This window comes from bacterium (assembly GCA_023150945.1).
Lineage (GTDB): Bacteria > Zhuqueibacterota > Zhuqueibacteria > Zhuqueibacterales > Zhuqueibacteraceae > Coneutiohabitans.
Genome location: JAKLJX010000017.1, coordinates 73,782 through 93,173, shown reverse-complemented (window position 1 = coordinate 93,173; position 19,392 = coordinate 73,782). Strand labels below are relative to the sequence as shown.

Below are 19,392 nucleotides of genomic sequence, written 5' to 3'. Positions count from 1 at the left end.
CTTTCTAACATTTCCTGGAAAGGAGAAAAGTGAAATGAAGTGTCGTACTGTGGCGGTATTGCTGGTGTTGGTATGGGGAGTCGGTGTGAGTCAGGCGCAAAACGAAACGGATAACGTTCGGTTGCTGCAGACCTTTTTCCAAGATGCTCCGATCGCCACCTCTCCTTATGGCGAGGGTCTGTTTCAGTATTCGACCTATGACAATGATCTCGCGAGCATCGATTTGGCGGTGCAAGCTGCCCTGCCGGTGGCGGAGAAACTGCAGCTCGGCGGCGCCCTGGGATTTCGCAACATTTCCCCGGACGTGGGCGACAGCCAGTCCGGCATCAGTGATTTGTTGGTCTCCGGACGCTACAACGTGGTGCCCGGCCCCACGATGATTTCAGTCGGTGCGTTGATCACGCTGCCGATCGGCAGTGAGGACATCGGCGAAAGCACGTTGGATTTCGGCGGCTTCGGCTCCTTGCGCCATCGGCTGGAGAGCGGCCTGGTGCTGACCAGCACGTTGGGCTTGGATTTCGAAGAGACGAAAGTGCCCAAATTCAATCCGAACACCGGCAAGGTCGAGACCGACTCCGAATACGACAACAGCTTGTTGATCGGCGGCGGCGTGATTTATCCGACCAAGAACAATCTCAACCTCATTGGCGAGATCAACTTCCGCACCGAGGGCGATTACATTCTGCTGTCGGGCGGCCTGGATTATCTGTTGAAATCCGGCGGCCGGCTGCGCGGCGGCTTGGGCCTGGGTTTGGACGATGGTGCGCCCAATTTCACTTTGCGCGCCGGCTATTTGTTGGGATTCTGAGGCAGGAACCTACGCCAGTCTTGTGAGACACCGAGCGGCGTGACCGGCACGCGGCACCATCTGCTGCCGGTCTCATTGCATTTCGTCTGTCACCGCTGCACACCGAAACCCAACTTCGGTGTGAAGCGGTGACAGGCAATTGTGCTGTTACTCAAATTCGTTGGGACGGCCAAATCGACTTGTCGTGCTGCGGGACGACCATGGTGATCGTAGGACTCTTCAAAATAATAAAGCAGTGGGCGCGTGTGTTGCTTCCGCGCAGTGGAACATGTTCGGGCGGAAATCAAATAGAACCGATAACACGCAGCGCTTGACACGGCCAGCATCGCGGAAAATCGCTTGCAATCCAACAGCCGGCCTGCTATATTTGCCGCCGGCGCGGTGAGAGCAACGCGCGACAAACCCACAGCCCGCCGTGTTCTGTCCCTAGAGATTCCATGAAATTCGCGGAGTTTACCCAATCGATTCGCCGGGGCGATTTCAAAGCGGTCTATTTCTTCTCCGGTGAAGAAACCGGTTTGATCGAAGAGGGCGTGCGGCTGTTGCTGGCCAAGCTCGTCACGCCGGAGATGCGCGACTTCAATTTCGATGCCCTGTATGGCAGTGACGTTTCGGCCAACAAGGTGCTGGACATTGCCAGCTCCTATCCCATGCTGGCAGCCTTCCGCACCATTCTCGTCCGGGATGTGCACAAAATGCCGGCGGGCGATCTCCTGGCCCTGGCCGAGTATGCCAAAAAGCCCTGCCCCACCACCCACCTGATTCTCACCCAACGCGAGAAAGGCTCGAAGAAAAAAGGCCTGGAGGCGTTGAGCAAGATTGCGGGCTTCGTCGATTGCCGGCCGCTTTATGACAATCAAATCGTGCCCTGGATCCAGGGCTACATAGAGAGCATCGGCATGGGCATTTCGCCGGAGGCGGCGCAGTGGCTGGCCACGGAAGTGGGCAATTCCATTCAGGCGTTGCGCAGCGAAATCGAAAAGATTCAGGTCTATCTCGGCAGTGAACGGCAGATCACGCTCGATCACGTGCGGGAGGTTGCCGGTTTTCGGCGCGAGTTTTCGATCTTTTCGTTGCAGGAGGCGCTGGGCGGCAAGAATCTGGTGGCGGCCCTGCGCATCGTCGAAGCGCTGGCGGAGAACAGCAGCACCGGCGCGATCGTGAGCAGCCTGGCGCGCTATTTCGGGCAATTGTATTTGGCGCAGGCCTTGTCGCGGCGGCAGGATCTCGGCGCGCTGTCGCAAAAAACCGGCGTGCATTCGTTCTTTGCCGAGCGGCTGCAACGCGAGGCCCGCGCCTATGCCAGCGGCGAGATTTTCAATGCGCTGGAAGTTCTGCGCCATGTCGATTATCTTGCCAAGAGCCAGAGTATTTCCGAGCTTTTGCTGTTGCGGCTGATGACCATCGCCATCATCAAGAAACTGCCGGTGCAGAGCCTGCCGTTTTCGCGCGGTTCTGCAGACGAGTGGGTTGCAGCGTAGACTCATCTGTTCCGCCGGAAACGAGTTTCGGCGGCATTCATGAACGTGGCTTGGGCGTGGGTTGGTGTCGATCTTTGGCGCTGCCGGTTTGCCAGGAGGTCACCCGCCACCATCCTCTCATGAGGGAAGGAAGATGAATGGAGGAAAGTCCCAAAAGAAACGAGGTCAAACCCACTGATGAAGATCTGATCGAGCGCTTTCAACAGGGAGAATTGGCGGCCTACGAAGAGATTGTCCGACGCTACAAGGATCAGTTGCTCAACTTCGTTTTTCGTTTTCTCAACAATCACGAGGAAGCCGAGGACGTCGTGCAGGAGACGTTCCTGCGGGTCTATCGCAACCGTTTCGCCTACACGCGCATCGCGAAGTTTTCGACGTGGATTTACACGATTGCCGGCAATTTGGCGCGCACTGAGCTGCGGCGCCGCAAGCGCCGGCGGTTTTTCTCGCTGTCCGACATGGGGCTGGAAGACCGCGACTATGAGATTTCGGACGAGGTGTTCAATCCTGAGACACAGGCGAACAGCACGCTGGGCGAAGAGTTGATTCAACGCGAAATCAGCAAACTCTCACCAAAGTTTCGTGAGGTGATCATTTTGCGGGACGTCCAGGAACTTTCATATGAAGAGATCAGTAAGATTATCCGGGTTCCGATTGGTACTGTGAAATCGCGCGTCAATCGTGCCCGGCTCCGCCTGCAAAACCGCCTCAAAAAATTACTGGATCAGCGCAAATAATCAACCCTTCACTTTAACTCCAAAGGAGTGGCCGGTATAACTTGCTACAATGAAGGTTACGTATGAACACTTGCGAGAGGCTTTCTGAGTCCTTTTCGGACTACGTCGAGAACATTCTGCCCGCCGCTGAACGACAACAAGTGGAAACCCACCTATCGGCCTGTCACGATTGTCATGACACGGTTGCCCGCCTCGATCACCTGCGGAATCAATTAAGCAGTCTGCGCCAGGTTCGCACCTCCGATGATTTTGCCGCAGTCTTGCGGGCGCGCATCAAGCTGGAGCAGCGCATGCCGCGGGCCGGACGCTTGGTGGGCGCGCGCTACCGCCGGATTCGCACCGCCGGCTACGCGGGCGCCGCGCTGATGCTGGCCGTTTTTCTCGGCTATCTCGTCTGGCGCCCGCAAACGCCCATCGCCGCGGCTTCCAACATGCGCACCTTCCAGACCCAAGGCGCTACCGTGGCCGGCTGGCAAGCTGACCCTTCGAAGTTCCCCACGCGCATTTCCTATCCCCTCGACAAAATCACCCCCACTCTCCCGATTCGGTCCGCCAGCGCCCCGCGCGGCCAGGCTCTTGCTGGTGGCGCATCGGCCGATTCTTCGCGCCCTGGGGTGATCTCCACCGCTCGTCCCGTGAGAGCGACTTTCATTTCATCCTTCTGACGGTGCATGGTCGTGGAGCCAATCCTGACACGTTGCTGGTTGCGCTCTGCGGGCGGGCGCCAATCAGTTTTGCAGAAAAACACGCGATTGCACGCCGGCTGGCAGACCGTCGGCCTGGGTCTGCTCGTGTTGTGCTGCCAAGCCGGCGCCCTGCAGGCCCAGAGCCTGCTTTCGGCGTTGGAGCGCGAGATTGCCGACATCGTCAATTCCGCCAAACCGTCGGTGGTAACCGTAACCGCACTGAAGGCGCCCAGCAGCAGCGGCAGCCGGTTGTTTGAAATGTTCGGTGACCGCCGCGATGCAGCAAAGGAACTGGTGGTCGGCAGCGGCTTGATCGTCAGTAGCGACGGCTTTGTGCTGACTAAAGAATCGGTGGTGCGGGCGGCGGACTACATCGACGTGGCGATGGACGACGGCGCCACTTACCGCGCTGAATTGGTGCGGGTTGATTCCGCGCGCGGCGTCGCAATCGTGAAAATTCACGCCACCGGACTGACGCCCGCGCGCATCGGCTTGGCGAGCGACCTGAATGCCGGCTCCTGGGTAACGGTGATCGGCAACGCGCTGGGGGTGCCGCAGGCCGTGTCGGTGGGCGTGGTGCGCGCGATTCAAGCGGACGGCGGCTTGCACATCACTGCCAATGTCGATCCCGGCAGCAACGGCTCGCCGGTCTTCGACACGCAAGGCCGGGCAGTGGGCATGGTGGCCGGCCGTGTCGGCCTCGAAGAAGCCAGCGCGCAGAACGGCAATTTCTTCAGCAACACGGCGCTGGTTTACGCTTTGAGCGAAATCCTGCCGGCCGTTCGTGCGGCAGCGGAGCACTACTATACCACCCATGGCTGGTTGGGAATCACCGTCGTCACGGACGGCGAGCAGACGTGGCCGCGCATTTTGACCATCGTGCCGGACGGCCCGGCACAGCAAGCCGGCTTGCAGGTGGGTGATATCATTCGTAAATTCTCCGGCCAAACGGTGGATTCTCTCACTTCGTTGAGTACACTAGTGGCGGCCACACTGCCGGGCGAAGAAGTGGAATTGGAAGTTGTCCGACAGGAAAAATTCTCCCGGGTCACAGTGCGCTTGGGAACAAGGATTCCGATCGCGCTCAGCGAACTGCGCGTGCCCATCTCCGGCGAACCCGCCCTGGAAACGCAGCCCCGCTGGCCGCAAGGCGAAAGCATGCGGCCCGAACCTGCCTGGCTGCAGCAGCGTATCAATGCGCTGGAGAAGGAATTGCGGGCCCTGAAGAATCTCTATCAAAAAAAGTAACTGAGCGGCGCGTACAAGTTTTTCACCATCCCCAGAGAGATTGCCACTTGATTCTCGCACGTGTAATTGGCACGGTGTGGGCGACGCGCAAGGATGAACGGCTGCAAGGCCTGAAACTGCAAATCGTCCGGCCGGTGAGCCTTGAATTGAAAGATCGTGAAGGTTTTTTGGTGGCGGTGGATGCCGTGGGTGCCGGCGTCGGTGAAGTTGTGCTGGTGGTGCAGGGCAGCTCAGCGCGGCAAACTGCCGCCACGGAAAACAAGGCGGTTGACGCCACCATCATGGCCATTGTCGACAAACTGGATGTCGCCTGAATGTTTCTCGCACGCGTCCTCGGCACGATCTGGGCCACGCAAAAAGATGCCAGCCTGATCGGCACTAAAATGCAAATTATTCAACCGCTCGACCGGTTTGCCGTACCCACCGGCGCGCCGCTGGTTGCGATCGACACCGTGGGCGCCGGCCCGGGCGAAACCGTGTTTTATGTCACCGCGCGCGAAGCCACCATCCCTCTGCGCCACGGCCTGTCACCGGTCGATGCTTCGATCGTCGGCATCGTGGACACGATAGAAAATTATTGACGACCCGCCATGCCCCTGCCGCCTGCCCGCGTGGTTCTAGCCACACACAATCGCGACAAGATTCTTGAAATTCGGGAAGTCCTGGCCGCCCTTCCACTTGCCCTTCTTTCCCTGGACGATTTTCCCGACATGCCGGAAGTGGAAGAAGACGGCGACACCTTGGAGGAAAATGCCTGCAAGAAAGCGGTGACGCTGCAGCGCTTCACCGGGCTGCCGGCGCTCGCCGACGACACCGGCTTGTTCGTGGCAGCGCTCAACGGTGCCCCCGGCGTGCGCAGCAGCCGCTACGCCGGCCCCGGCGCGAGCTATCAAGACAATGTGCGCAAACTGCTGGCGGAAATGCGGGCGGTGCCGCCCGAGCGCCGCAGCGCGCGTTTTCGCACGGTGATGGCATTCGCCGACGGCAACACGGTGCAGCTCGTGGAAGGATCATGCGACGGCCGGCTGGCCTTCGCGCCGCAGGGCGAGGGCGGGTTCGGCTACGATCCGATTTTCATCGTGGCGGGCGGCGAGCGCACGTTCGCGGAGATGTCCTTGATTGAAAAAAACGCGGTGAGCCATCGCGGACGGGCGCTGGCTGCCGCCAGACAACTACTGAAGCAATACTTTCGAGTGGAGGATTGAATCCATGGCTGAACCAACGAGGGGCGCATTCCGCAAAAACCAAAGACCAGGGTGGTCGATTATTCCGGCGTTCTCGCTGCTGCTCCTCGCCGGCGTGGGCTGCAGCAAGAAGACTTCTCCTAACATTCCAGATCCCTACCCGGATCTGCACTTGGTCAACACTTCGCCGGCGCCCAATGCCACCGGCGTTCCGGCGCAAACCAGTGTGACACTCACCTTCAGCGCGGAAATGTCACTGCAGAATCTCGGATTCATTCTCGCGCCCACGCCGCCGGATTTCTTTGCAAACTGGCAATTGAGTTCCGACGCCCGGCAAATCAGCGTTCCCGCCGCCTTGGCGGCCAACACGACTTACTCGCTCGTCGTCTTCGCTGCCAACGATCGTTACGGCGATTATCTGCGCACGCCGTTCGTGAGCACGTTTGCGACCGGCAGCAGCATTCCGGGCGCGAGCGTGAGCGGCATTTCGGTGAAGCCGTTCAACCAGCCGCTGCAATGCTTCGTCGGTCTGCTCAAGAAAAATCCGGAGTCGATCTTGGCGGCGGCGGCGCCCGATCAGGAATTCTATTCCCATCTCGCCGCGGTTGCGGCGATCGCCGACACCTCGGGCAAATACAGCATTGCCGGCGTCGCAGCGGGCGGGTATTGGCCATTCGCCGCGCTGGATGTGAATCGTGACGGCCGCTTCAGCCTGCAGGAAGGCGACCGCCTGCAGGGCCACAACGCCGATGCCGATCAAGCGCTCGACAGCGTGACGGTGGCAAGCGCCTCGCTCGCGCAAATCGCATTGCAGACGCCGGTGGTCGGTTTGAAAGTCGTGAGCACCTTTCCGGTGAACGGTCAAAAGAACGTGCCGCTCAACACCGCATTTCGCTTGACCTTCACGACCGCCGTCGATACCAGCAGGCTCGGTTTGTTCATTGCGCCGATTCCCGAAGGCCTGACCGGCGCAACGCTGCGGCCGAGCGCCGATCGGCGCGAGCTTTCCGCGCCGGTGACGCTCAAACCCAACACCGTTTACACCGCCGTGCTTTACACCGCCACCAGCGCACGCGGCCAAGTGCTGCAGACGCCGCAACAGATCACCTTCACCACCGGCGCCGAATTCCCCGGCGGCAAAGTGCGCGGGCAAGTTCTCTTCCGTTCCGGCGGCCCCTCGCCGCGCAACACGCTGGTCGCGCTGCTCAATACCGATCTGCTCGATGTGATTCAACAGATTTTTCCGAATCCCAGCCAAGCCACCAACGTGCTGCGCAAAACGCTGGAGGCGATTTCCTTCGTACCCAATGAATCCGGCGAGTTCGTCATTGCCAATGTTCCGGACGGCACATATTGGCCGGTGGGCGCCCAGGACTCGGATTTGGACGGCAGTCTGGAGCCGACGGCAGTGCCACCGGAACCGATCGGGTTCTACGATCGCGATGGTGATCAAGCCGCCTCCCGGGCCGACAGTGTGGTGGTATCCAACGGCGCCACGGTGACAAACATTACGATCGTCTTCTGAGCCTGAAACACAGGTTTCAGCCTACCTCTCACCCACAAAACAAAACTCCCACGGCTGCGACCCGGCATGGGTGCAACCGTGGGAGTTTTTTTTGAATGCCTGGGCCCGGCTGCGATTGTGCCGCGCCGGGCCGGCGTTGATCGAGAGGCCTACCTCCCTCCCCCTCGACCGGCACTGCTCGTGAACTTGGTGGTCACGATCTTCAACATCTTGCCAATAGTAATCATCTCCGGCACCACCGCCTCCGTCATATCCAAGACAATCCAAGTACTGGCATCTTCGGGATGATAACCAAGACGGGCGCGTTGCACCGAGCCACGATTCACTTCCACCGTCAGCGGATCCGCAATGTAGAGTTTTGCGAACCGGATGAGCAAACGCGTGGGATCGGTCAACAAATCCGTGGTGTAGCCCGGCACGCGGCCGTTGTATACCACGTTGACGGTATCACCCAGGACGTGGACCTGTTCGATCTTGGAAGCCTCGGGCAACTCGGGCTGATGATCAATGGTGTAAATCAGGAACTCGACGCGGCGGTTGAGGAAACGGTTCTGCTCGGTGCTGTTGTCGTTCAGCGGCTTCCATTCGCCGTAGGAGACGGGATTGTAGAACTGGCTCGGGCTGTTGCCTTGATTCACCAGAAATTTCATGACGCTGTTCATGCGGCGGTCGCCGAGCTTGATGTTGTACTCATCCGTGCCGATGCTGTCGGTGTGGCCGGCAATCCACACCACGGACTCGGGATAGAGTTTCAAAATCTCGTCGGCTTTGTACATGGTCGGATACATGTCGGAGCGAATGTCCGACTTGTCGAAGTCGAAATTGATGCGCAGGGTCATCAGCACGTCGCGGCCTTTCTGCTCGACAGTGATGCGGCCTTCGGTCAACTGCGCCAGCGAGTCGGCCTTGCGCAGGCGCTCGGCCAGCAGCGCTTCGAGGTCGCGAACGCGTTCTTCCGCCTCCTTCGCGGCCAGACGGGCTTCTTCCGCCTCCTGCCGGGCGCGGCGCGCTTCCGCCAGTTCGCGGTCGATCTCGCCGCGATCGACGAGAAACCCTTGCGGCTCGGCCGTGCCGAAATTGAAGGAGAGCGAGAAACGATGTGCCTGCGAATCGAAGGCCTCGAGCGGGCTGTAGGCATAGTCGAAATGTGTGTTCGACCCGCCGAACCAACTCATCGGAATGACCAGGCCAAAGCCCGCGCCCCAGCGGGAATTGTCATCGAGGTTGTGGAATTTGTAGCCGCCGCGCACGGCAAAGACTTCGGAGAGGAAAAACTCCGTGCCGGCTTGCAGGCGAATGTCCTTGTCGTCCTGATCTAGGAATTTGGAGGCATCCAAGCCGACGCTCCATTGCATGCGGCGGCCGGTGGCGCCCAAGCCGATGGGCACGTGGGTGGCGACACCGGCGCGAATCGTCTCCGGCAACAGGCTGGCGCTGCCGCCGCCGGTGAGTTGGAGTTTTTTCACGGTGAAATTCTGCAGCGTGGCGCCCACCGAGAAATTCTCGAGCCAGTAGAGCGCGCCGACGTCAACGCCGAGCGCGGTGCCGGCGCTGCTGATCAAATCCTGGCGGATGCCTTTGAGTGCGGCGCCGAACGACAGCCGGTGGTTGAGCAGATAGACGTAGTTGCCGTAACCGAGCGAGAGCATCAGATCGCTGCTGCTAAAATCGCCGACCAGCGGCGAGAAATCATCTCCGAGCGCAATAATGTCGCCCTCGTTGAAATAGCCGAAGCTCAGGCCGAAGGTACCGTAGCGGGTGGGCAGCGCGCCCTCGAAAGCGCCCTGATAGGTGTCGTCGATCCATTGATGAAAATGCAGTGACAGCGACTTGTTGCTCAAGCTGCCGAGGCCGCCGACATTGTAGCGCATGACGCTGAGATCGTTCGCGAGCGCCGTGAAGGCCTCGCCCATGGCCACCTGCCGGGCGTAGGGGCTAACGCGCAGAATCGGCGCGGCATACTGGCCGGCCACTTGCGCCTGCACCAGCGCAGCGGTTGCCAGCACGATCAACGTGGCGATTCCGGCACGACGCGAAGGAAATGGGATATGGTTCATAAGATTGATCCTGCTAGTCGTCGTCACAAAATCTCGGGATGAAAGAACGGCGGCATCCGGCCGTTATTGAATGATCACGAATTTGCGCAACTTTACGTCCTCGCCATCGAGGCCCCGGGGCTGGCCGGCCAGGCGCACAAAGACCTTGGCGAAATACGTTCCGCTCGCCACGCTCGCGCCTTCGTCGGTTCGCCGGTTCCACCAGCCGTCGGCAATCACGGCGTTGTCCGCGGCCGTGATCGTATTTCTGCCGTTCAGGGAAATCCGCGTGCCGGGGATGGTGGCCACCAAATCGCTGGCCAGGTTGTAGATTTCGACGCGTTGAATCGTCAACGTGCCGGAACGCACCCGCGCGCGCAGGCGAAGCTGGCTGTGCTTGCTGGCCTGAAACGGATTCGGCGCGATGTCAATGCTGAAGGCTTCGCTCAACGGTTCGACCGGCGGCACGCCGCTGCGCACCGCGATGGTGTCGGCCGTCACGTCGCCGGCCACGGGATCGGTATAGCGCGCGATGATATCATCGCCGCCGGCGGCACGCAAGCGGGAATCACGATTGCCGGTGGGCACGCCCGCGACTTGAATGGGCTGAGCGGTGCGAAATTCGCCGGCGTCCGCTGCAATCTCAACCAGGGTGACCAGCTCCTGCTCGCCGTTTTGCTTGTTCACGAAAACCAACGCCCGAATGGAATCCGGCACGGTCGGCGAGAGATTCTGATCCGTCTCGCCCGTCACCCGCAGGTAGAGCAATCCGCCAACATCGGTGGAGTCGATGCGGGCGCCGTCGATGTTCTCGATGCGAATTTGGCCGAAAGAGCGCTGAATGACGCGCGCCGAATCGGTGCTGATATCGGTGTTGTCATCGGGGTCGATATAGCGCACGATCAGAACATCGCGATCCTTCACCTCCAGCGTGTCGTTGCTGCGGCGCGAGGCGTTGAAGGCCGCCGGCAGGCCGCCGCGAAACTCCGCAAAGTTCTGCGGATTCACCCGCAACACCACGCGCGCCGAATCCTCGGTGAGCGCGCTGAACACCTGCACGGCCACGGTGTCACGCGTGCCCGCGGTGGGCGCCAGCGTCGGATCCTGCACGGCAATGAAAATGCTGTCACTCGGCGCGTTGGCAAACTGGTACATCTCCACCGGCGCGAATTTCCCATTGGTGAAGTGGGTGACCGAAGGTCCCTTGGGCATGACGGCATACACCAGCCGCCAGCTCTCCAGCACGGGCGTATTCGCCATCATGAACGGCGAAGCGGTCCGCAGCGAGGCGCGCAAGCGCAGTTCCTGCTTACCGCGCAAACCGGGCACCCGCGCCGACAAGCTGCCGATTGGATCTTCGGCCTCCGTGAAAGAGGCCAAAACCGCATTGTTTTGCGCGTTGATCACCTCGACCGTGATGCCCTGGCCTTGATGCGGAAACGCCAGCAGCCGCCAGTCGGTGATGACTTTGTCCGCCGAATCCTTGATGACTTTGGAGAGCAGCACGCCTGGCGTCTCGTAGCGGATGAAATGCGAAGTCGCGCCGATCTTCGTCAACACCGGCGTACGCAACGTGCTGCTGGTTTCCAAATGAACCAGGAATTGAAACAAGCTGTCGCCATTCAGCTCGTGAATGGGATTGATGGCGGAACGGCGGTTGGTATAGAAATCTCCCTGGCTGGTGGGGCCATAGAAGGGCCGGGTGAGAATGTCGCTGCGGCTGTTGGAGGACCGCATCTTGATGCTCAAGCGAGTGCCCTCGCGCCCGGACGTGCCAAAATCCTCGCCCTCCCAAAACAGAGAATCGAAATCGACCGCGCGGCCAAAGGAGAAGATCTGCGAAATGACGGAATCCGTCGTGGCGTAAGCCAGCCGGCGCGGCGTCACATCCGTGCCGTTGCTGCGAAAAGCGGCCAACGTTTTGTTGCCGGCAATGCGGTCGGCGTCGGTCAGGCTGCGCAACTCACTTTCAAAACGAAAGAAAATGCTGCCGGTTCGGGTGACCTCGATCAGGCGGTTATTGCCGGCGTCGCAAATGAGCACATTGCCATTGTCCATCAGGTCGGCGTCGGTCGGCCGGGTCAGCCCGGCCAGTGAAGTCACCGGACTGCCGGTGCCGAATTGAAAAATGCGGGTGAGCGTGTTGCCGCTCCGCCGCACCAGTACGATGCGGTGATTGCCTTGATCGGTGACCAGATAGACATTGGCATCATTCCGATCGACTTCCACGTCCACGGGTGTGCGGAAACCCTCACCGCTCAAAACCGTCACCCCGGCGTCACCCGGCACGGTGAGATCCACGGCGAGCAGGCGGTCATTGCCGGTATCGCAAATGATGACTTGATTGAGATTGGTGGGCACGGCCACCGCGTCCGAGGGCCGCAGCAGCTTGAGATCCTGCCGGGTGGCATTGTATTCCCACACGATCGTCGGGCCGCCTTCCAAATCATACTTCACCACGTGGCCGGCGCCGTCGGCATCATCGCTGCCGGTGATGATGACTTTGGAGCGGGCGTTTTCCACGAAGGGATAGGCATCCGCCGGCGTAAACGTCAAGTCGATTGCAAAGCCAATGTCGCCGGCGCCCGCGCTGCCGTCCACGCTGTTGTAGGTAAAAACGGATTTCGTCCCCGCGTCCGTAATCAGATAGAAGTTCGGATTCGCGGGGAAGACATCGATATCCACCACGGTCTTGATGGCCTTCTTGCCGATGTAGCCGCCGTCAATCCCGCGGAGAAAGACGCGAAAATCCGAGCTCGTGGTCAGGGTGGAATCGATGGTGAGCAGCGAAACCTGGCCGGTATCGGCGCCGGAAATCCTGGCCGTGTTCAACACCAGATTGCTGGTCGCTTCGATGCGATCGCGGTTGCGAAAGTCATCGCGCCACTCGCGCTCCTGCTGCTGCGCGAAGCCGGCGCCCGGCAGGCAGGAAATCCATGCCAAGAGAATGAGGCAGCCCCTCATGCCTTGGCTCTGCGGCGACGCAAAGCATGATGAATCAGATCCCTTTTGCATGCGCGGATCATCCTTTTAAAATGATTCGATATGAATGGCTTTCAAATTGGAGCAGAATGTTTTGAGATTCCCTTCGCCCAAAACTGGAAGCGGAGACGGAGTGGCGGCTTTCTGCCTGCTCACCCGTAGGCAAGAGCACATAGCGGGGGTGACCTTGATCAGCACAATTGGCGTCATTCGGCTGATCTTGTCAGACACTGGAACGCTGCACGAACTGGTGGCGGGACTATTTTTTGTGCAGTCAACTGGCACCAGTATAGTGTTTTTTTTGCGAATGTCAACTGTTTTCTTGGTGCCGCCCGGCGGCCAGCAGTTGCAGCGCCACTTGCTTGCCGCGCTCTCCCACCTCCAGCATCGGGCCAACACAGCTCGGGCAGCCGTCCTCACAGCCGCAGGCTTTCACCAGCTCGGTCGCCGCCACCACCAACTCGCCGTGCATGCCGAACAGGCGTTTACTGAAGCCCACGCCGCCCGGGTGATTGTCGTAAATGAATATCGTCGGCCGTTGCGTGAGCAGGGCGCGCGCCATCGGCACAGCGCGAATGTCGCGGCTGTCGCACATCAAAAACACCGCCGCCACGCCGTGCAGCGCATGTGCTGCCGCCTTCAAGCCGTCGCCCAGCGCCGACTCCGGAATGCCCAGCCGCGCAGCCATGTCCGCCGGCAATTCCCACCAATAGGCCGTCGTGTGCATGCTGATCTCCGGCAATTCCACCGGGCCATAGCCGATGTTCTCGTGTGAACCGAACTTGAGTTTCTTGAATTTCGTCGTCTGGCAGTTGACGTTCACTTCGCCATGCGCAAGCTTCAGGGCCTCGCCGGCGGCCGGCGGGCCGGAGGCAATTCTCTCCTCGAACACTTCCAACACGTGAATGCTGGTATCGGTATGCGCGTCGGTGTAGTAATCCACCTCCACCTGGCGAACGTAGGCCTTGCGCCGGTCCCAATCCAGCTTGTCGACGTGATACTGCCGGCCTTCATGAATGTAAATGGCGTCGTCATGCAGCATCACCGGCGCATCGAGCAGGTTGACTTCGCCGATGACGCGCTCGTTATCGGTGGTATCGATGATGATGACGTTTTCCGGCGCCGCGCTGCGCAGACTCACGGCTTCGGCGGGATAGGCATCGGTCATCCAGTGCCAGCGGCCCTCGCTGTGATGCAGCACCTTGTTTTCCTCGAGATATTCCAGAATCTCGTGGGTGGCTTCGACCACGCCCTTGCCATGACCGAACTTCTCGCCGTCTTGAAACGGCAGCTCGAAGGCGGCGCATTTGAGATGGCTCATCAAGATGACCAGATTGTTGGGATCGACGATGCCGGCTTCGGGCGAGGCTTCGAAGAAGTAATCGGGATGGTTGATCATGTACTGATCCAGCGGGCTGCTGGAAGCGATCATGATCGCGGCCGCGGAATCCGATCGGCGGCCGGCGCGGCCCGCTTGCTGCCAGGCGCTGGCAATGCTGCCGGGATAGCCCACCATCACGCACGCGGTGAGCTGGCCGATGTCGATGCCGAGCTCGAGCGCATTGGTCGACACCACGCCCAGCACTTCGCCGCTGCGCAGGCCGGCCTCGATGGCGCGGCGCTCGGTGGGCAGATAGCCGCCGCGATAGCCCCGAATCAGCCGCGCGGAACGCTGTTGCGCCGTCATCGCCTGCTTGAGATAGGTCACCAAAATCTCCACACGCAAGCGGCTGCGCGCAAACACGATGGTTTGAATCTTGTTGGCGAGAAACCGCATCGCCAGGTTGCGCGCCTCCTTCACCGAGGAGCGCCGGATGCCCAGCTCGCGATTGACCACCGGCGGGTTGTAGAGAATGAAATGCTTCTCTCCGCGCGGCGCGCCGTTGTTGTCCACCAGTTCGACTTCCTGGGAGATGATTTGTTCGGCCAGTTCTTTGGGATTGGCGATGGTCGCCGAGCAGCAGATGAATTGCGGCCGCGCGCCGTAGAACTCCGCAATCCGCCGCAGCCGCCGGATCAAATTGGCGAGATGGCTGCCGAACACCCCGCGATAGTTGTGCAGCTCATCGATAACAATATAGCGCAAATTCTCGAACAGCTTGATCCACTTGGTGTGATGCGGCAAGATGCCCTGATGCAGCATGTCGGGATTGGTGACGACGATGTGGCCCGAGCTACGAATCGCCTGGCGCGCGGACTGCGGCGTATCGCCGTCGAATGTGTAGGTCTTCAGGTCGAAGTCGATCTGCTCGCCGAGCAGGGTGACGATGTCCTGCAGCTCCGCGACCTGATCTTGCGACAGCGCTTTGGTGGGAAAAAGATAAAGCGCGCGCGCATCCGGGTCGTTGATCACGCGCTGCAACACCGGAATGTTGTAGCACAGCGTCTTGCCAGAGGCAGTGGGCGTGACCACCGCCACATTTTTGCCGGCGACGATTTTGGCAATGGCCTCGGCTTGATGCGTGAACAGCCGGCTAATGCCGTGCCGGCGCAAAGCCTCCGCCAGAGCCGGATGCAGCTCCGTCGGCAACTCCGCCCATTGCGCCGGCCGCGGCGGCAGGGTGCGCCAATGCGTGACGTTCTGCATGAAATCCGGCTCGTAACGCAATTGCTCGAGAACTTGCAGGAGGTTCATCGGAATCTAGAATCGCTTCAGTCTCTTGAGAGTGAAATCGTTGTCTTGAAAGCAAAAACTTCCTCCAACCGATTAGAAACAACCCAACGGATCGCAAACTCTTTCATTCGCTGGCTTGTTTCCATCTGCTGGCGATTTCCTTTTGGTCACGGTTCATCTGCCCCGTGCCTGCTGGTGTCTGTCCAAGAATGTTCCCATCTCGGCAGAGCCGAGGTTTCCAAAGCTGCAATTGTCGCGAGAACTCCGAGGGCTGTGAAGCACCAGCCCAACCGCTGGAGGTGCATTTTCGCAAAAGTTCGCGATTTACTGGTGGACACCAATCAGTTGGCGGCTGACACGCCGGCGACATGGCCGCTCGCCCACGCCCATTGAAAATTGAATCCGCCAATGCGGCCATCCACATCACAAATTTCCCCGCACAAAAACAACCCCGGACACACGCGCGATTCCATGCGTTCGAGATGAAGCTCGCGCAACGGCACGCCACCGGCCGTGACTTCAGCAAAATTAAAGCCGCGATCGCCGGTGATCGGCAGCGGCATTTGCGTGACCAGCCGCGCCAGCGTGAATCGTTGGCCGCGGGTCAACTCCGAGCCGGTGGTTTCCGCTGCCAGGCCGGCTTCGTCACACAATCCGCGCGCAAGACGCTCCGGCAAGCCCCGCCGCAAATGCGCCAGCACTGTGGCGCGGCCAGGCTGTTGCAACTCCTGCTCGAGCTGCTCAAAAGATCTCTCGGGCCACCAGTTGATCTGTAACGTGACACCGCTGGCTGCGCGTTGCGCGGCGAGATAGTGCCGGCTCATGTCGAGCACCGCCGGCCCGGACAAACCGAAGTGCGTGCACAACGTCGAGCCGGTGATCGTTTTGAGCCTCTTGCCCGTGGCGCTGCGCAGCTCCAACGTTGCGGGCAGGGTCAAGCCGCTCAAGCTGCAGAGAAAATGCGCCCGCGGCAGCAGCAGCGGCACCAACGCCGGCTGAATCGGCGTGAGCGTATGCCCCAATGCTTGCGCAATGGCATAGCCATGGCCATCCGAACCGGTTTTCGGCAGGCTCTTGCCCCCGGTGGCCAGCACCAGACGGCGCGCCGCCGTTTCTCCCCAACTGCCGCGCAGCAGGAAACCCACCGCGAGCCGCTGCACGCTGTCAACCCGGCGCGGATGCAACAGTTTCACCTTGGTCTGCTGCACCGCCTGCAACAATGCTTGTAATACCGTCCTGGCGCTGTCGGTCACCGGGAACAGCTTGCCGCTCTCTTCCTGCTTGAGTTCGACGCCCAGCTCACGAAAAAAAGCCACGGTCTGCGCGACCTCGAAACGCCGCAGCACTTTGGCAATGGCGGGCGGCGTGGAGCCGCAAAAATCCTGCGTCTCCACCTGCGCATGCGTGATGTTGCAGCGGCCGCCGCCGGAGATCAGGATTTTGGCGCCGAGCTTGGCTGCGCCGTCCAGCATCACGATCTCTTGCTCCGGCTGGGTGCGGCCTGCCCAAATGCCGGCCATGAGTCCCGCAGCGCCGGCGCCAATGATGGCGAGATCCGTCATTGCTGCTCACTGCGGCTGCGCGCGCAAGACTTCGGTCAAGCGGTCGGGATAATTCGTGATGATCGCCTCGACGCCGAGGTCGATCAGCCGGGTCATGAGGGCCTTGTCGTTGACGGTCCACACGTGCACGGCCTTGCCGGCAGCGCGGGCTTTACGCATGAACTCGGCATTCACCAGGCTGTAATGCGCGCTCAAAACCTCAACCGGCGCGCTGAACACCGCTTCGCGAAATTCGCGCGGCCCGAAAATATAGCCCACACGCAGCTCGGGCGCGAGTTGTTTGATCTCATCCGCCACCGCGTGGCCAAAGGAGGTGATGAGGCACTCCGGCGCGAAGCCTGTGCGGCGAATGGCCTCCACCACCAGCTTGGCGATATTGCGCTCATGACCATGCAGCTTGACTTCGATATTCAGCTTGATTTTGCCGCGCACGAGCGCTATCGTTTGGGCCAGTGTCGGCAGCGGCTCGCCGGCAAACTCGGCGCTGAACCAACGGCCGGCATCAAGCGTCTGCAATTCAGAGGCGTGCTTTTGCCAGAGCAGGCCGGTACCGTTGGTAGTGCGGCTGAGCGAGTCGTCATGCAGTAGCACGAGCTGATCATCGGCGGTCTGCTGCACGTCGATCTCCACCATCTGCGCGCCCATCGCCATGGCCAGGCGAATCGCGGCCAGGGTGTTTTCTGGCGCGTGCCCGGCAGCGCCGCGGTGGCCGCAGTTGATCACGGTTTGCGGATTGGTTGGCATTTCCCTTTCCTGTGCATGTAGGATGACGGCCGGCCCGAGGAGAATGGCCACAACCGCGGTCAGCGCCGCCGAACTGCCGGCGGCAAATAGCAAAACGCTCTTGGTGGGCACGGCTGATCTCCCGATCGTTGCATTTCCATCCGGCAATTCTTCGAAACATGTCCACGCGAATGCTGCAGCTCGCCGCCCGATGCCTGCGCCGCAACAGCCGAAGGATGGCTTGGCCGCACGCGCTTTTGTTGTCGGCGGGTTGCCATCTCGCCGGATTTCTATTGCTCTCCCTGCTGGCTTGGCTGGCGGGCCATCCCCAGATCAGATTTGAGCCGTTGCACTTCGAGCTGGTCTCGATTTCAGGCGATGCGCAAAACGTCAGTGACCAGCAAACTTCTGTGCCCGAGGTGCAACGCACTCATCGACAAATTGTGCCTGCCGAGCGCGAGACCCAATCACACTTGGCAGCGCCCTGGCAGGCCACAACGCCGGACAATCTACTTCAAAACGCGGACGTGCACAACAGTTTTGTTGCCCTGCCGCCAGAGGCAAGGCGCATCAGGCATTCCAGCGCGCCGTTGCCTGTCGCACTTCCCGCGCCTGCGCCCGCAACCCTGCCGCTCGCGCTGCCGGAACGCCGCACGCTCGAGCAGGCTGTGCTCAAGCTGGCGGCCCAGTTGCCGCGGCGGGATTCCACTTTCACTGTCACCGAAAACGGCAAGACCTACACCATGCAGGTGCGCCACCTGCCGGCAAAAACCCCAATGGATTTGGATGAAATCCACTTTCAGATTTCACGCGAAGAGCACGGCACCGCGCTGACCACCGGCATTCGCCTGCGGCGGCTGGCCTTTTCCCATTTCGCGCAATTCGTCGATTACTGGAATCCCGCGGTGGCATTGCATGATGACGAGCTTACGGGCCGCTTTCATTCCAACTCTTCCATCATCGTGAGCCGCAGCGGTCGCACCCAGCCGCGCTTTCGCGGCAAAGTCACCACCTCCGCTTTTGAGATTAAAGCCGGTGATCGTTACACGTTCATCGATCGCGCCGCAGTGTTTCCCGCGGGTCTGGAAACCGGCGTCCCCGCTTTGCGCGTGCCGAAGAATGTGAGCCAGCTCACCCCCCTGCCGGACAGCCTGGTGCAGCGATTTGATCACGAGGTTTGGATCACGTTCGAGCGGGAAAAGACTTTTTCCTGGCGCGGCAGCGATCCGGCGCCAGCAAGGCAAACGCGCCGCCTGCCGCGTAAGCCATTTCTGATTTTCGGAGAGGGCAAAGCCACGCTGCACGTGCAGGGCGTGGTGCATGGTGTGGTCTTGGTGTGCGCCAGGAACAAAATCGTCATCACGGGCAACCTGGAATATGCCACGCCGCTGGCAGAATTGTGGCGCTCGGATGATTATCTCGGCTTGCTGAGTGAGGGGAATATCGAAATCGCGCCGGCGCACATCACCGGGCCGGGCGATCTTACCATTCATGCCGCGCTGTTTGCGAAAGGAGAATTTCGCGTCAGAGATTTCGTTCACGGTCACGGCCAGGCCCGGCTGCATCTGCTCGGCAGCCTCAGCGCCGGCACCCTTTCCGCCACCGAACCACGCTATGCCACCCGCATCGAATTCGACCAACGCTTTGAAACCCGCCGCCCGCCGCATTTCCCCATGACCGACCGCTACGAAATCGCGCGCTGGGATGAACGCTGGCGCTTCGCAGGCACAGCCGCGGAGTAATCAAACCGGCAACGTTGCAGCGTTTGTTTCCCGGCCGCTCGCCGGCCTCACGGCAACCATCTCC

Annotated in this window: 15 protein-coding genes; 10 read left to right on the top strand and 5 right to left on the bottom strand. The window is 60.5% G+C overall.

The features are described from left to right. Positions 1-34 precede the first annotated feature (34 nt). The 9 genes from L6R21_20285 (at position 35) to L6R21_20245 (ending at position 7,669) form a co-directional block, all read left to right on the top strand. Positions 35-808 carry a transporter gene (locus tag L6R21_20285; GenBank protein ID MCK6561542.1) on the top strand — a complete coding sequence of 258 codons (774 nt, stop codon included), beginning with the start codon at positions 35-37 and terminating at the stop codon, positions 806-808. 437 nt (positions 809-1,245) lie between these two features. Then, a complete protein-coding gene (holA, locus tag L6R21_20280) occupies positions 1,246-2,289 on the top strand; it encodes a DNA polymerase III subunit delta (GenBank protein ID MCK6561541.1) in 1,044 nt (347 codons plus the stop codon). A gap of 137 nt (positions 2,290-2,426) precedes the next feature. After that, positions 2,427-3,026, top strand: a complete 600-nt coding sequence (locus L6R21_20275; GenBank protein MCK6561540.1) for a sigma-70 family RNA polymerase sigma factor — start codon at positions 2,427-2,429, stop codon at positions 3,024-3,026. A 62-nt stretch (positions 3,027-3,088) separates the two neighbouring features. Beyond that, positions 3,089-3,691, top strand: coding sequence for a zf-HC2 domain-containing protein (locus L6R21_20270; GenBank protein MCK6561539.1), 603 nt, complete (start codon positions 3,089-3,091; stop codon positions 3,689-3,691). Between the two features lie 69 nt (positions 3,692-3,760). Beyond that, the gene (locus L6R21_20265) at positions 3,761-4,960 is read left to right on the top strand and encodes a S1C family serine protease (GenBank protein ID MCK6561538.1); all 1,200 of its coding nucleotides are present in this window, start codon (positions 3,761-3,763) and stop codon (positions 4,958-4,960) included. 47 nt (positions 4,961-5,007) lie between these two features. Continuing rightward, positions 5,008-5,274, top strand: coding sequence for a EutN/CcmL family microcompartment protein (locus L6R21_20260; protein MCK6561537.1), 267 nt, complete (start codon positions 5,008-5,010; stop codon positions 5,272-5,274). Then, positions 5,275-5,541 carry a EutN/CcmL family microcompartment protein gene (locus tag L6R21_20255; GenBank protein ID MCK6561536.1) on the top strand — a complete coding sequence of 89 codons (267 nt, stop codon included), beginning with the start codon at positions 5,275-5,277 and terminating at the stop codon, positions 5,539-5,541. A 9-nt stretch (positions 5,542-5,550) separates the two neighbouring features. Continuing rightward, entirely contained in the window at positions 5,551-6,165 is a 615-nt protein-coding gene (gene rdgB, locus L6R21_20250) for an RdgB/HAM1 family non-canonical purine NTP pyrophosphatase (GenBank protein MCK6561535.1), read from the top strand. Between the two features lie 4 nt (positions 6,166-6,169). Continuing rightward, positions 6,170-7,669, top strand: a complete 1,500-nt coding sequence (locus L6R21_20245) for an Ig-like domain-containing protein (GenBank protein ID MCK6561534.1) — start codon at positions 6,170-6,172, stop codon at positions 7,667-7,669. A gap of 149 nt (positions 7,670-7,818) precedes the next feature. Here the strand turns inward: L6R21_20245 and L6R21_20240 are convergent, their stop codons facing one another. The 5 genes from L6R21_20240 to L6R21_20220 all read right to left on the bottom strand — a co-directional run bounded on the left by L6R21_20240 (position 7,819) and on the right by L6R21_20220 (position 17,718). Further along, complete coding sequence (locus tag L6R21_20240) at positions 7,819-9,726, bottom strand: PorV/PorQ family protein (GenBank protein ID MCK6561533.1); 1,908 nt, start codon at positions 9,724-9,726, stop codon at positions 7,819-7,821. A gap of 63 nt (positions 9,727-9,789) precedes the next feature. Further along, positions 9,790-12,669, bottom strand: coding sequence for a hypothetical protein (locus L6R21_20235; protein ID MCK6561532.1), 2,880 nt, complete (start codon positions 12,667-12,669; stop codon positions 9,790-9,792). 328 nt (positions 12,670-12,997) lie between these two features. Continuing rightward, positions 12,998-15,322 carry a DEAD/DEAH box helicase gene (locus L6R21_20230; protein ID MCK6561531.1) on the bottom strand — a complete coding sequence of 775 codons (2,325 nt, stop codon included), beginning with the start codon at positions 15,320-15,322 and terminating at the stop codon, positions 12,998-13,000. 320 nt (positions 15,323-15,642) lie between these two features. Continuing rightward, positions 15,643-16,863 carry an NAD(P)/FAD-dependent oxidoreductase gene (locus L6R21_20225; GenBank protein ID MCK6561530.1) on the bottom strand — a complete coding sequence of 407 codons (1,221 nt, stop codon included), beginning with the start codon at positions 16,861-16,863 and terminating at the stop codon, positions 15,643-15,645. A gap of 6 nt (positions 16,864-16,869) precedes the next feature. Beyond that, positions 16,870-17,718: a glycerophosphodiester phosphodiesterase gene (locus L6R21_20220; GenBank protein MCK6561529.1), complete on the bottom strand. Its 849-nt coding sequence runs from the start codon at positions 17,716-17,718 to the stop codon at positions 16,870-16,872. A 104-nt stretch (positions 17,719-17,822) separates the two neighbouring features. Between L6R21_20220 and L6R21_20215 the strand changes: the two genes are divergently transcribed. Next, the gene (locus tag L6R21_20215; protein MCK6561528.1) at positions 17,823-19,328 is read left to right on the top strand and encodes a hypothetical protein; all 1,506 of its coding nucleotides are present in this window, start codon (positions 17,823-17,825) and stop codon (positions 19,326-19,328) included. Positions 19,329-19,392: the final 64 nt, after the last annotated feature.